This is a genomic window from Mesorhizobium sp. M0227, from assembly GCF_040321855.1.
Taxonomy (GTDB): domain Bacteria; phylum Pseudomonadota; class Alphaproteobacteria; order Rhizobiales; family Rhizobiaceae; genus Mesorhizobium.
The window spans coordinates 135,015-147,834 of sequence record NZ_JAMYSJ010000008.1; the positions used below are offsets into that span (position 1 = coordinate 135,015).

The 12,820-nt window shown below is 62.0% G+C and carries 16 protein-coding genes and 1 pseudogene; 8 read left to right on the forward strand and 9 right to left on the reverse strand.

Annotated elements, in window-relative coordinates:
• Positions 1 to 237 precede the first annotated feature (237 nt).
• The 3 genes and pseudogenes from NKJ00_RS13670 to NKJ00_RS13680 all read left to right on the forward strand — a co-directional run bounded on the left by NKJ00_RS13670 (position 238) and on the right by NKJ00_RS13680 (position 1,281).
• On the forward strand, positions 238 to 513 hold the full coding sequence (locus NKJ00_RS13670; RefSeq protein ID WP_031212730.1) for a type II toxin-antitoxin system Phd/YefM family antitoxin: 276 nt from the start codon (positions 238 to 240) through the stop codon (positions 511 to 513).
• The gene (locus NKJ00_RS13675; protein ID WP_023809840.1) at positions 513 to 935 is read left to right on the forward strand and encodes a type II toxin-antitoxin system VapC family toxin; all 423 of its coding nucleotides are present in this window, start codon (positions 513 to 515) and stop codon (positions 933 to 935) included. The genes NKJ00_RS13670 and NKJ00_RS13675 overlap by 1 nt, the downstream gene beginning before the upstream one ends.
• Positions 936 to 1,281: pseudogene (locus tag NKJ00_RS13680) on the forward strand (cupin domain-containing protein).
• Positions 1,282 to 1,338: 57 nt separating this feature from the next.
• On the opposite strand, the gene NKJ00_RS13685 reads toward NKJ00_RS13680, so the two are convergent.
• The 5 genes from NKJ00_RS13685 to NKJ00_RS13705 are packed head-to-tail and all read right to left on the reverse strand — an operon-like array spanning position 1,339 to position 6,341.
• Entirely contained in the window at positions 1,339 to 1,650 is a 312-nt protein-coding gene (locus tag NKJ00_RS13685) for a DUF6665 family protein (RefSeq protein WP_023809841.1), read from the reverse strand.
• Position 1,651: 1 nt separating this feature from the next.
• Positions 1,652 to 2,131 (reverse strand): GNAT family N-acetyltransferase, encoded by a 480-nt coding sequence (locus NKJ00_RS13690; RefSeq protein WP_352610486.1) that lies wholly within the window; start codon positions 2,129 to 2,131, stop codon positions 1,652 to 1,654.
• A gap of 4 nt (positions 2,132 to 2,135) precedes the next feature.
• On the reverse strand, positions 2,136 to 4,019 hold the full coding sequence (locus tag NKJ00_RS13695) for an ABC transporter ATP-binding protein (RefSeq protein ID WP_352610487.1): 1,884 nt from the start codon (positions 4,017 to 4,019) through the stop codon (positions 2,136 to 2,138).
• Between the two features lie 10 nt (positions 4,020 to 4,029).
• Positions 4,030 to 5,916 carry an ABC transporter ATP-binding protein gene (locus NKJ00_RS13700; RefSeq protein ID WP_352630051.1) on the reverse strand — a complete coding sequence of 629 codons (1,887 nt, stop codon included), beginning with the start codon at positions 5,914 to 5,916 and terminating at the stop codon, positions 4,030 to 4,032.
• Between the two features lie 29 nt (positions 5,917 to 5,945).
• Entirely contained in the window at positions 5,946 to 6,341 is a 396-nt protein-coding gene (locus NKJ00_RS13705) for a hypothetical protein (RefSeq protein ID WP_023809845.1), read from the reverse strand.
• Positions 6,342 to 6,805: 464 nt separating this feature from the next.
• Here NKJ00_RS13705 and NKJ00_RS13710 point away from each other — a divergent pair, with 464 nt between their 5' ends.
• Both NKJ00_RS13710 and soxR read left to right on the forward strand, forming a co-directional pair.
• Positions 6,806 to 7,264 carry a tRNA (cytidine(34)-2'-O)-methyltransferase gene (locus tag NKJ00_RS13710; protein WP_127290158.1) on the forward strand — a complete coding sequence of 153 codons (459 nt, stop codon included), beginning with the start codon at positions 6,806 to 6,808 and terminating at the stop codon, positions 7,262 to 7,264.
• 140 nt (positions 7,265 to 7,404) lie between these two features.
• A complete protein-coding gene (gene soxR / locus NKJ00_RS13715) occupies positions 7,405 to 7,866 on the forward strand; it encodes a redox-sensitive transcriptional activator SoxR (protein WP_023809847.1) in 462 nt (153 codons plus the stop codon).
• Here the strand turns inward: soxR and NKJ00_RS13720 are convergent.
• Positions 7,863 to 8,120, reverse strand: a complete 258-nt coding sequence (locus tag NKJ00_RS13720) for a hypothetical protein (RefSeq protein WP_013529975.1) — start codon at positions 8,118 to 8,120, stop codon at positions 7,863 to 7,865. The two genes, soxR and NKJ00_RS13720, sit on opposite strands and share 4 nt — an antisense overlap.
• A 167-nt stretch (positions 8,121 to 8,287) precedes the next feature.
• On the opposite strand from NKJ00_RS13720, the gene hemF reads away from it, so the two are divergent.
• The 3 genes from hemF (at position 8,288) to NKJ00_RS13735 (ending at position 10,186) form a co-directional block, all read left to right on the forward strand.
• Positions 8,288 to 9,202 (forward strand): oxygen-dependent coproporphyrinogen oxidase, encoded by a 915-nt coding sequence (gene hemF / locus NKJ00_RS13725; RefSeq protein WP_352610490.1) that lies wholly within the window; start codon positions 8,288 to 8,290, stop codon positions 9,200 to 9,202.
• Positions 9,203 to 9,512: 310 nt separating this feature from the next.
• Complete coding sequence (locus NKJ00_RS13730; protein WP_023809849.1) at positions 9,513 to 9,773, forward strand: DUF1344 domain-containing protein; 261 nt, start codon at positions 9,513 to 9,515, stop codon at positions 9,771 to 9,773.
• A 227-nt stretch (positions 9,774 to 10,000) separates the two neighbouring features.
• Entirely contained in the window at positions 10,001 to 10,186 is a 186-nt protein-coding gene (locus tag NKJ00_RS13735; RefSeq protein WP_013529972.1) for a DUF1059 domain-containing protein, read from the forward strand.
• Position 10,187: 1 nt separating this feature from the next.
• Here the strand turns inward: NKJ00_RS13735 and NKJ00_RS13740 are convergent, their stop codons facing one another.
• Genes NKJ00_RS13740 through NKJ00_RS13750 form a run of 3 tightly spaced genes read right to left on the reverse strand, consistent with a single transcriptional unit; the run spans position 10,188 to position 12,711 of the window.
• Positions 10,188 to 11,453 (reverse strand): CCA tRNA nucleotidyltransferase, encoded by a 1,266-nt coding sequence (locus NKJ00_RS13740; protein ID WP_352630053.1) that lies wholly within the window; start codon positions 11,451 to 11,453, stop codon positions 10,188 to 10,190.
• Positions 11,450 to 12,082 (reverse strand): CoA pyrophosphatase, encoded by a 633-nt coding sequence (locus tag NKJ00_RS13745; RefSeq protein ID WP_023809851.1) that lies wholly within the window; start codon positions 12,080 to 12,082, stop codon positions 11,450 to 11,452. The genes NKJ00_RS13740 and NKJ00_RS13745 overlap by 4 nt, the downstream gene beginning before the upstream one ends.
• Positions 12,082 to 12,711, reverse strand: a complete 630-nt coding sequence (locus NKJ00_RS13750; protein WP_352440367.1) for a DUF1285 domain-containing protein — start codon at positions 12,709 to 12,711, stop codon at positions 12,082 to 12,084. The genes NKJ00_RS13745 and NKJ00_RS13750 overlap by 1 nt, the downstream gene beginning before the upstream one ends.
• Positions 12,712 to 12,820: the final 109 nt, after the last annotated feature.

Genomic DNA, 12,820 nt, shown 5'->3' on the forward strand with positions numbered 1-12,820 from the left:
TCCGTGCCGGTGGCTGAGCCTTGTTCCCCGCTCAATTACGCCAACCCGACAGCGCATGGCGAACAGGCTTGCGAATTCCTCCGGCATTTGGACTTCGGTTTATGCGTGAAGCCCGTTTTTGTCCAGACGGGTGAAGGCACAAGGGCAGATTGTCGCGGGCGTTCCGCACAGCGATGAATTTGACGTGCTTGGCTAAATGTAGCAATATGTCTACATCTACTCGACGGAGGTGCTGAAATGAACATCTCAACGAAGACGATCACCATCATGTCGAGCCGTGAATTCAACCAGGACACGGCGCTTGCGAAGCGGGCTGCCAGGAACGGACCGGTTATCATCACCGATCGCGGCAAGCCTTCCCATGTGCTGATTTCGATGGAGGAATACGAGCGGTTGGAGAAGAAGCCGAGAAGCCTCGCGGACGCGATTGCCGACGATCGCCCCGAAGCAGACTTCGACTGGGAACCACCTCGCCTGGAAGGACCGTTTTTCAAGATTCCCGATCTCGACTGATGTTTATTCTCGACACCAATGTCGTTTCGAATCTGCGTCGTCGGGACAAGGCCGATCGCAACGTTTTAGCCTGGTCTGAGACCCACGACGTCGCCAGCTTTTTCATGTCGGTGATTTCGATCCTGGAACTCGAAATCGGAACACTGTTGTTGTCGAGGAAGGACACCCGCCAGGCCGCCATGTACCGTGAGTGGTTGGATCAAATACTAATTCCACAGTTCGACGACCGGATACTGAGCATAGACACGGCCGTTGTCGTGCGTTGCGCAAACCTCCACGTTCCTGACCCTAAGCCGGAACGCGATGCTCTCATTGCCGCCAGCGCGCTTGTCAATAATTTGACAGTCGTGACACGCAATACCAAGGATTTTGAGGGCACCGGGGTGAAGCTTTTCAATCCCTGGATACCCGCGAAGGGCTAGATAGCCAGGGCACAAATCATAGACCGCGACACCTGGTCTGTTCGTTCCGACCATTGGAAGGGCGAATTGCAATGTGGCGCCTACGGCTCTCCTGCCTGATCTTCAACTATCTGCCTGGCGTCGGAGGCGGCCCCGCCTGCATACACATCCCTACGCTGAGATCTTCATCATTCGCCAGGGCACCGGCCTGTTCACCGTCGGCGACCAGGAGATCGAGGCATCCGCCGGCCAGATCCTGATCGTGCCGCCCAATACGCCGCACAAATTCACCAATCTCGGCCCAGGCCCGCTGGAGACGACCGACATCCACGAGAATGGCAGCTTCATCACCGAATGGCTTGAGTAGACCATGATCCCGAAAAGTGGGAACCGGTTTTCGGGATCATGGTCCAACAAAAGAGAGTTATTTCGCGCCGAGCCTGGCCAGCACCGCTTTCGGGATGTTGTATTCACGAATGACGGTATCGTGCTTGCGCAAGCCGCACAGCTCGCGCTGGATGAAATAGCCATGCACCGCCTCGGCGGCATCCTTGAGCAGCCGGGGGCGCAGTTGCTCGTCGGCATTGTCGCGCAGCCTGGCCAACGTTTCCTCTACCCGCTGGCCGGCGCGGCCAAGTGCTGCCGCCTTTTCCGCCAATATTTCATGGCCGAGCGCGTCGAAGGCGGCTTCCGCGGACGAGGCGCCGGCTAGATGAGATGGCGGACGCAAGGACATTTCAGCTTCCTTTCCCGAAGACCATGCGGTGTGTGACGAATTCTTCGCCTTCCACGCGCTGAAAGCCAAGCCGTTCGTAGAAACCGAAGGCTTCTTGCGGCGCGCGGGTGTTCAGCACGGCGAAATGGTGACGTGCCCTGTCGATAACGGTCTCGACCAGCATCCGGCCAAGGCCGGCGCGACGGTGCCGCGCACTGACGAACAGGTGCCGGACCCGGCCGTGGTCCCTGGCCTCGAAATAGGGATCTATGTTCAACCCGCACACGCCGGCGAGTTCCCTTCCATCCCAGGCTCCGTACAGCGCCTCGCCCCGTTTCAGGAACTTGTTGCGGCCACTTGCCCAGCCATCCGCCAGGCGCACCAGCATCCAGTAGCCTTCCAGCCGGCTCTCTTCCTTCAGCGTGTCGAAGGCCGGCATGGTCGGCCGGAGCCGCTTGAGCACGTAGCCGACCTCTGAGATGGCGCCTGTTGATCCAGCCATGGAGCTACTCCGCAGGCCGCGTCTCTTCGAGCACGCTGTCCTCGTGATAGAGAAAGCCGCCGGACTGCCGCTTCCACAGCCGCGCATAGAGCCCGTCGAGCGCCACCAGCTGGTCATGCGTGCCTTGCTCGACGATGCGGCCGCCATCGAGCACCACCAGCCGATCGAGTGCCGCGATCGTCGACAGACGGTGGGCGATGGCGATGACCGTCTTGTTCTCCATCAGCCGCGTCAGATTCTCCTGGATTGCCGCCTCGATATCCGAGTCGAGCGCCGAGGTCGCCTCGTCGAGGATCAGGATCGGCGCGTCCTTCAGGAAGACACGGGCGATCGCCACGCGCTGGCGCTGGCCGCCCGACAGTTTGACGCCGCGCTCGCCGACAAAGGCCTCGTAGCCGGCGCGGTCCCTGTTGTCGCGCAAGGTCAGGATGAACTCGTGCGCCTCGGCCTTTTTCGCCGCCGCGATCACCTCCGCATCGGTCGCGTCAGGCATGCCGAGCTTGATGTTGTCGCGCAGCGAACGGTGGAACAGCGCCGTGTCCTGGCTGACGACGCCGATATTGGCGCGCAGCGAATTTTGCGTGACTTTGGCGACATCCTGGCCATCGATGGTGATCGACCCGCTCTCCAGATCGTAGAGCCGCAGGATCAGATTGGCGAGGGTCGTCTTGCCCGCGCCAGACGGTCCGACCAGCCCGACCTTCTCGCCCGGCTTGACGACAAGGTCGATGCCGTTCAGCACGCCGAAACCTTTGCCGTAATGGAACTCGACGTTCCTCACCTCGATACGCCCGCCTGCCACCACGAGTTCCTTGGCGTGGGGCGCATCCGTGAGGCCGAGCGGCTGCGAAATCAGCGCCTTGGAGTTCTCCAGCACGCCGAGGTTTCGCAAGATGCTGTTGAGCTGCATCATCAGCCGGCCAAGCAGCATGTTGAGCCGCAGCACCAGCGACAGGGTGAAGGCGACAGCGCCGACGGTGATCGAGCCCTCGACCCAGAGATAGACGGCAAAACAGCCGATCGCCGTGATCATGATGCCCGACAGCGTCGTCAGCGCCATGCGCACGCCGGTCAGCCGGCGGGTGAACGGGCGCAATGCGTCGAGGTAGATGTCGAAACCGTTCCTGATGTAGCGGTCGTCGCCATCGGCCGAGAACAGTTTCAGCGTCTGCACGTTGGAATAGGAATCGACAATGCGGCCGGTGATCATCGAGCCGGCCTCGGCTGTTTCCTCGGCATGCTTGCGGATTGCCGGCAGATAGAGCTTGGCCAGCCAAGCGAAAGCGGAAATCCAGATCACCACCAGCACCGCCAGCCTGAGATCGAGGCCTGCGACCAGCGCCAGCGTCGTCACCGTATAGACGATCATGAACCAGACGACCTCGATGAAGCTTTCCATCAGGTCGCCGGTGGCCTGGCCCGCCTGCCAGACCTTTGTTGCGATGCGGCCGGCGAAATCGTTCTGGAAGAAGGCGTCGGACTGGCGCGAGACATGCCGGTGCGCCTGCCAGCGCACCAGATTGTAGAAGCCGGGCGTGATCGTCTGTTCGTCGACCAGCGCCGAAAGGCCGACGACGACGGTGCGGATGACCAGCACCACCACGGCCATGAAAACCAGTTCAGGGCCTGCGGCGGCCCACAGTGCGTGCCAACTGCGCTCGGCGGGAAGCTGGTCGAGAATATCGACCAGCCGCCCGACGAAGTAGAACAGGCCGGCCTCGACCAGCGGCGCGATGCCGCCGATGACCAGCATGGCGAAGAAGGCGAACTTCGCCTGGCCGACATAGTGCCAGAGAAAGCCGCCGACGCTGGTCGGTGGCCGAAGATTCGCTGGCTCCCTGAACGGATAGACCCAGTTCTCGAACCAGCGATAGACGGCTGTCATCATGCGGCGGCCATCATTCTGCGGCTTGCCCCTTTGCAAGTGCGTCGTTGGCGGCGTCGGCGGGACCGTCCTCAAGCAGGAACCCGCCCGACTGGCGCTGCCAGAGCTGCGCGTAGAGCCCGCCCTTGGCGACGAGTTCCTCGTGCGAACCTTCCTCGATGACACGACCCTTGTCCATCACCACCAGCCTGTCCATCGCCGCGATGGTCGACAGCCGGTGCGCTATGGCGATGACGGTTTTGCCTTGCATGAGCTTGTAGAGATTCTCTTGGATCGCCGCCTCGGCTTCGGAATCAAGCGCCGAAGTCGCTTCGTCAAGGATAAGTATAGGTGCGTCCTTCAACATAACGCGAGCAATGGCGACGCGTTGCCGCTGGCCGCCGGACAATTTGACGCCGCGGTCACCGACATGGGCATCGAAGCCCTTGCGGCCGCTGGCATCCGAAAGCCCGCCGATGAAATCCAGCGCCTCGGCGCGGCGCGCCGCCTCGACAAGCATCTCGTCGGTGGCATCGGGCCGGCCATAAAGGATGTTCTCGCGCACCGAACGATGCAGCAGCGAGGTGTCCTGCGTGACCATGCCGATCTGCGCACGCAGCGAATCCTGCTTCACACCGGCGATCTCCTGGCCGTCGATCAATATCTGCCCGGCTTCGAGGTCGTAGAAGCGCAGCAACAGGTTGACCAGCGTCGACTTGCCGGCGCCGGAACGGCCGACGATGCCGACCTTCTCGCCCGGTTTCACCGCCAGCGACAGGCCTTCAATCACACCCTTCTGCTTGCCGTAGTGGAAGCGAATGTCCTCAAAGCGGATCTCACCCCTGGAAACGCTGATCTCCTTCGCGTCCGGCCTGTCCTCGACAAGGCGCGGCAGCGAGATTGAGGCGATGCCGTCCTGCACCGTGCCGATGTTCTCGAACAGGCCCGACATTTCCCACATGATCCATTGCGACATCCCCCACATCCTGAGCACAAGGCCGATGACCACGGCGACCGCGCCGATCGTCACTGCTTGCCCCAGCCACAGCCACAACGCCATCGCGGTGACAGAGAACAAGAGCAATGCATTTAGGATGTAAAGCGAGCCAAAAAGCACTGTCACCAGCCGCATCGACCGGTAGACCGTTTCGAGAAAGCCGGACATGCCGTCTTTGGCGAATGACGCTTCGCGGCGTGCATGGCTGAACAGCTTGACCGTCTGGATGTTGGAGTAGCTGTCGACGACACGGCCCGTCATGATCGAGCGCGCATTGGCCTGTTCCTCGCCAACCTTGCCCAGCCGGGGAATGAAAAACCGCAGCAAAAGGATATAGCCGACCAGCCAGACGCCGAGCGGCGCGGCCAGCCGCCAGTCGGCCGAGCCGACGATGAGCAGCATGCCGAGGAAATAGACGATAACGTAGTTCAGGACGTCGATCACCTTGATGACGCATTCGCGCACGGCGAGAGCCGTCTGCATCAGCTTTGTCGCGATGCGGCCGGCGAACTCGTCCTGGTAGAAACTCATCGACTGCTTGAGCAGATAGCGGTGCACCTGCCAGCGGATGCGCATGGGATAATTGCCCATCAGCGTCTGCTGGTTGAGAAACGAATGCAGCCATACCGTGCCCGGCAGCGCGAACAGCACGATGAAGGCCATGCCGGCGAGCTTCCAGGCTTCCGTCTGCAGGAAGGTTTCGCGATTCTGCCCCGACAGCCAGTCGACGATGCGGCCGAGGAAGCCGAACATCCATACTTCGGCGATCGCGATGGCCGTCACCAGCACCGCGTCGAAAAGGATATAAGGCCATGCGCCGCGCGTATAATGCAGGCAGAAGGCAACCAGCGTCTTGGGCGGCTCGGCCGGTTCCGCTGCGGGGAACGGATCGAGCCTTTTTTCAAACCAGCTAAACAACAACATAGGTTATGCCTGTGAAATGTGTTTGCCGCTTACGCGGCACGTGAGCGTACGAAATCCCCGGTACCCATGGCATCAAGGGCCGACGGTCTGGAATCACCCGGACCGTCGGCCATGCCTCGTGCAATATAGGGGCTCGCGGGCTTTTCGCCGACAGCTGCGCCAGCCGATCCTGACGACACGGTGCCGCCAGCCCGGTTTTTCGCGCCCGGCCTGACCAGCCGGATGATCCGGCGCACCAGCGACGGGCGGCTCGGATCGGGAACCGCGCGCGAAAAATCGACATCCGGCAGCATGCCGCGATGCGGCCGGCGGCGAACCTCGGCGTGAACCGCAGACGAATAGGTGTCGCCGATCAGCAGCGCCCAGGTCGGCAGTCGGTGGATATGCAGGCTCCTCGAGCCAGGTATTCTATAGGGATCGAACATCGGTCCGTCCTCCGTGTGAAAATCGAGATAAAAAGGCGAAGCAATATCGTCCGCCGGCATTCGGCCGGAGGCGCGCTTTGCGTCGGTCTGGACACGATAAGCATCGGTCCGGACACGACAAGCATCGGTCCGGACAGCTTCAGTTGGGGCGTTTAGCCCTTTTGACTTTTTGAAAAACATCGCAGGATTCCTTCGAGAGCCGAAAAATCGTTTCGGCGGGAATCGGTGCGATCAAGTCTTAGAGAGTCAGGAGAATCGTCGTACCGAAACCGCCGGCAGGCAGGTAAGCCCATAAGAGGGGCGCTGGATGTGCATGGTCATCATGAATTACCCCTCCATCGGTTCGGGTTGACAATGGAGCTGACATACCCGACTTCGCAGAAAATGGCCACCCGCAGGTCCAGCAATTTCCAAAACCGCGAGCCCGCTGTGGCCGATTTGCCACTTATTAGAAAGACGCGGAAATGAACTGTCGTCTCCGCATCGCGCTCTACCAGCCGGATATCGCCGGCAACACCGGGACAATCCTGCGCTTCGCCGCTTGCCTCGGGCTCGGCGTAGATATCATTGAACCGGCCGGCTTTCCGCTCTCCGACAAAGCGCTCAAGCGAGCCGGCATGGACTACCTCGAAATGGCTGCTTTGATCCGGCATGTCGACTGGCACGCCTTCGAGGACTGGCGCAAAGCCGGCGCGCACCGGCTGGTGCTGCTGTCGACCAAAGCCACGACCGCTTACACCAGCTTCACCTTCGCCGATGGCGACATCCTCCTGTTCGGCCGCGAATCCGCAGGCGTTCCGGATCCTGTTCATCAGGCGGCGGATGCGCGGCTGACCATCCCCATGCAGGGCGCGGCGCGCAGCATCAATGTCGCGCTTTCCGTCGCCATGGTGGCGGGCGAAGCCATCCGGCAACTGGGATAGGGGTTCGCCGGCAAGCCCGTCTCCCGTCATCTTGACCCAGGCGCACATCGCCTTCTCCTTCGTTTGCAGATCCTGGGTTTCTTCGCTACAAGCTCAACTTAACTTGAGGTCAAGCGGAAAAATCGGGACGAAAAACAGAGATGGCACCGATAACGGAATTAACGGTCGGCCAGGTCGCCATGCGCAGCGGTGTGGCGGTGTCGGCATTGCATTTCTATGAGGCCCGCGGCCTGATCCGCAGCCACCGCACGGCGGGAAATCAGCGCCGCTACGGCCGTGACGTGCTGCGGCGCGTGGCGATCATCAAGGTGGCGCAGGAGGTCGGCATTTCGCTGGCCGAGATCGGTGAAGCCCTGGCATCGCTGCCAGAAGGCCGCACGCCGACGCGCGATGACTGGAACCTTTTGTCGACCGCCTGGCGCGACGGGCTCGATCACAAGATCGCCCAGTTGAAGAAACTGCGCGACGGGCTGACCGACTGCATCGGCTGCGGCTGCATGTCGATCGACAAATGCCCGCTGCGTAACAAGGGCGACCGGCTGGCGCGCGAGGGGACAGGGGCAAGAAGGCTGGTTGCTCCGCCTCTCTCGAGGACATCCTAGTCAGCCGCAGGCAAGCGCCTGATGGTGAACTCAATCAAGTCGCCCGGCCGCTCGAACCAGCTTTCGATCTCGGTCCAGTAGGCCTGCTTGGGAAAGCGCTCGAACCATTCCTTGGCCTTGAGCCGCGCATCGGAGCGCGGCAGCACGAAGGTCTCGCGCAGGAAACCGTCGCGCGGCATACGAACACGCTCGGCACGGCTTTGGTCGAGCCTTTTCTTCAGGCCATCCAGCGGCGGTCTTGCCGGGGTGCGCACGAAACAACTCCTTGCACCTGGCGCATGACCCCGAAATCGGAATCGAGTTTCGGAAAGGATCATGCGCAAAACCAAAGTGACTTGACCCTTGCCCTTAAGAGATTAGGGATCGCGCCGGCAAAAGACGAGTCATTTGTGGGACTCGCCGCCCCAACCGGAGACGGCACTTGGAACGACCAGAAATACCGGCAGGCCTGCCCGCCGACATCGAACAGAAGAAGATGAAGGCAAGGCTGTGGTTCGAGGCGCTGCGCGAACGCATCTGCGCCACCTTCGAGCAGATCGAGCAGGATCTTGGCGGGCCGCTGGCCTCGTGGTCGCCCGGCCGCTTCGAAAAGACGCCATGGGAACGTGACGAGGGGCGCGGCGGCGGCGGCACCATGTCGATGATGCACGGCCGCGTCTTCGAAAAGGTCGGCGTCCACACTTCGACCGTCCACGGCGAGTTCTCACCCGAATTCAGGAAGCAGATGCCGGGCGCCGAGGAAGACCCGCGCTTTTGGGCATCTGGCATTTCGCTGATCGCGCATCCCTGGAACCCAAACGTTCCGGCCGTGCACATGAACACGCGCATGGTGGTCACATCTCGCCAATGGTTCGGCGGCGGCGCCGATCTGACACCGGTGCTCGATCGCCGCCGCACCCAGGACGACCCTGATACCGTCGCCTTCCACCGCGCCATGCAATTCGCTTGCGAGAAGAATGCCGCGGTCGCCGATTACCCGAAATTCAAGGCCTGGTGCGACGAGTACTTCTATCTGTCGCACCGCAACGAGCCGCGCGGCACCGGCGGCATCTTCTTCGACTGGCTGCATTCGGGTGACGACAAAGGCGGCTGGAATGCCGATTTCAACTTCGTCCAGGATGTCGGCCGCTCTTTTCTCGTCGTCTATGGCCACCTGGTGCGCGCCAACTTCAACGAGAACTGGACCGATGGCGACCGTGACGAACAGCTCATCCGCCGCGGCCGCTATGTCGAATTCAATCTGCTTCACGATCGCGGCACCATCTTCGGACTGAAGACCGGCGGCAATGTCGCGTCCATTCTCTCCAGCCTGCCGCCCGAGGTCCGCTGGCCGTAACAAAATGGTGAGCCCGGCGTGAGCCGCATTGATGTCCCATTCGCTCGAAATGGGCATGGAATGTGGCACACGGTGCGGCGAAAAATTTCTTTTTCGTCTAATAGGCTGTTGAAAAGACTGGTCTATTTGTGGCGCCGGGTCGGGAAGCGCCGGCGGCTCGCCTGCGCGCAATTCCAGGAAAGTGCGAAACGGCTTTCCGACCGGAATTGCGTCAAGACAAAGCGAGCCGCGACCCGACGCGACCGGACGGCCCAAGACGATGCGGGACATCTTCGTCAAAAGATACCCGCCTTTCCAGGAGTACTTCGCAATGCGCAAGATCATTGTTTCGGCTGCCGCCGCTGCCCTTCTCGCTTCCGGTTCAGTGGCATTCGCCGCCGTCAAGCACACCACCGGAACGATCAAGACCTTTGACACGACGGCCATGAGCCTGGTCCTCGATGATGGATCGTCTTTTACGCTTCCCAAAACCTTCAAGGATCCTGGCCTGACGGTCGGTGAAAAGGTCCGCGTCTCATGGGATATGAAGGGCAAGAACAAGGTCGCCGAGGCCGTCAAGGTCGCAAAATGATGGCTTGCCCGCCAGAGCAGGATGAGACGATATCCGGTCCTGTTTGGGGGTAGCGTAAGAGGGCGGAGCAGCGCCTGCTCCGCCTTTTCGCCGTTGACTGCAACCAATGCCACTCTACCTGTGTTATGCTTCTCCCGCTCGCGGCCCCAGTATCCGATCTCGGATTTGGACCGTCAGCCAAAAAAGTGCCGGAGCCTCGGGCTCCACGGAGGAAAAGGAGAAATCTCATGAAGGAATTTCACTGCGGGTCGCTCGTGCCCGGCTGTGACTGGCACACGCGTGCCGACGAGGAGGCCGAGGTCATGCGCCGTGCCGTCGAGCACATGCGCGAGACGCATGGTGAGACGGTGATCCGCGAGACGATGATCGAGGCGATCCGCTCGCGCATCGAAAAGACCCGCGACGCGGCCTGATCTACCCGGCCTTCAAGGCTTCGGCGGCGCGCTTGAGGAGCGCGTCGCGATCAGGGGCAAACCCGGCTTCGACCCATTCCGCCTCGAGATTCCTTAGGATTTCGCCGAGTTTCGGTCCTGGAGTTGCGCCGAGCGCCGTGAGATCGGCACCTTTCAGTGGAAACAACGGCTTTTCCCAGTTGATGGCGAAGGCGAGCAGGCGCGAAAAGCCACCGGCTTCGAGCAGCGCCTCATTGTCCTCGACGGCGCGCACCCTGGCTGCCGCAAGCGACAGCCGCAGACGGTCGACAAACCCCTGCCGGTCACCGCGATAGAGCCTTTTCGCCAGTTCGCCCTCGGTCGTCTTCGGCTCGACGGCGGTGGCAAGCGCCCAGTGGCGCAGGCGATCCGCTTCAGCGGTCGAAAATTTGAGCCGCTCGGCAAGCGTCTTCATGCGCGCGGCATCGGGCGGCACGATCGCTTCCAGTCTGAGCAGCGGGTCGGGTGCCCAGCCCAGATCCTTCCCGGCCTTGGCCAACCCATGGATGGCATCGATGCCCCATTTCTCGCTTTCCGGCAGCGCTGCGGTCAAGACACCTGCCTGCCGCATCCAGAGCAGCGCCCGTGACGGATCGGGCGCCGACAAAAGTTTCTTCAGTTCCGACCAGATTCGCTCGGACGAAAGCTGGGCCAGCCCTTCCTTAAGCCGGGCACAGGCTTTCAGCCCTTCGGCGTCCGGCCGCCCGTCGCCGTACCAGGCGAAGAAGCGGAAGAAGCGCAGGATGCGCAGGTAGTCTTCGCGAATGCGTGCTTCCGGGTCGCCGATGAAGCGCAGGCGGCGTGCCTCGATGTCGGCAATGCCGCCGACCAGGTCGACCACCTTGCCATCGGCCCCGGCATAGAGCGCGTTGATGGTGAAGTCGCGCCGCTCGGCATCGAGCTTCCAGTCGCGCCCGAACGACACTTTCGCGCGCCGCCCGTCGGTCTCGATATCAGCGCGCAAGGTCGTGATTTCATAAGGTTTTCCGCCGGCAACCACGGTGATTGTCCCATGCTCGATGCCGGTTGGCACCGCCTTGAACCCTTCCGCTTCGGCGCGGCGGAGGGTTTCCTCTGGCAGGCAGGTGGTGGCGATGTCGATGTCGGCGACCGGCTGGCCCATCAGCGTGTTGCGCACCGCGCCGCCTGCGACTCGCGCCTCTTCACCGCCTTCGGCCAGTGCGAACAGCAGGCGCTGCAGATGCTTGTCGCCGAGCCAGTCGGCCCTTTCCGCGATCGAGACACTCACGCATAAAGCCTTTCATAGAGGGTACGGATGATGCCGGCGGTGACGCCCCAGATGCGCCGTTCGCCGTAAGGCATGTCGTAGAAGAACCATTCGAGATCGTTCCACATACGGCTGTCGCGCTTGTGGTTGGCCGGGTCCATCAAGAAGCGCAGGGGCACTTCGAAAGCGGCGTCGACCTCGTCGGCGTTGAGCGTCAGTTGGAAACCGGGCAGCACGATGCCCAGCACCGGCGCGATGCGGTAGCCGCTGCCGGCCACATAGTCGGGCATGCGGCCGATGATCTCGATGCGGTCTCGGCCAAGCCCGATCTCCTCGAAGGTCTCGCGCAGCGCCGCAGCCTCAGGGCTCGGATCGGTCGGATCGATTGTGCCGCCCGGAAATGCCACCTGCCCCGAATGGCTGCGCAGCTTTTCGGCCCGTTTGGTCAGGAGAACCGTCGCATCGCCCTCATGATCGACCACCGGGATCAGCACCGCGGCATTGCGCAGCGCCATGCCCTGATTGAGGCGCGGATGGCCGGGGTTGAAGCGATGATCGCCATAATCGTCGCCTGCATGCGCATCGGGCTGCACGGCAAAGCGCGCGCGAAAATCCGCGGATGAAAACGGCGCCGGCGTCACCTGGTCCATCACACACTCAGCCGCTTCAACTGGTCCGCCGGCATGATCGGGAACACGGCGCCCTTGGAGCGCACCGCGAACATCGTCTTGCCGCCGATCTCGATCTCCTCGCCATGCCCGACCAGTTCATACATCACCGGCCGCGCCACCAGCGCCTCCAGCCGGCCGCGCACCAGCACATAGGGCTTCAGCCCGCCGGTCTCGTTCTCGTCGACAAAGCGCAGCGGGCGCTCCGGCCCGGCCTCGACGACATCGCCGACATTGGTGCGGAAGGTGATAGTCTGCGCTTCGCCGCTACCCGCAACGTCCATCTCGACGGCGATGAACGGCGCATCGGCGACGCGGATGCCGACCTTTTCCACGGGTGTCACCAGATAGGTCCTGCCATCGGCGTCCTTGCGCAGCACCGAGGAAAACAGCTGCACCAGCGGCATGCGCCCGATCGGCGTGCCCAGATAGAACCAAGTGCCGTCGGCCTTGATCTCCATGTCGAGATCGCCGCAGAAGTCGGGATTCCAGCGTTCGACGGGTGCCGCGCCCTTGCCGGCACGGGCGGCGCGCGAGATCAGCGCCTCGAGACCACGCGCCTCGGTGGCATCAGTCAGGCTTTCTTCACGATGTCCCAAGGGTCCCGTCATGGTCACGAAATAGTCACTGTTGTTCCGCTTGTCAGCCTAAGTCTGTGATTTAAGTTTCGACATAGGCGCCACGCGAGGCCGAATCGCGGCAACTTATGGTATGGTGCAG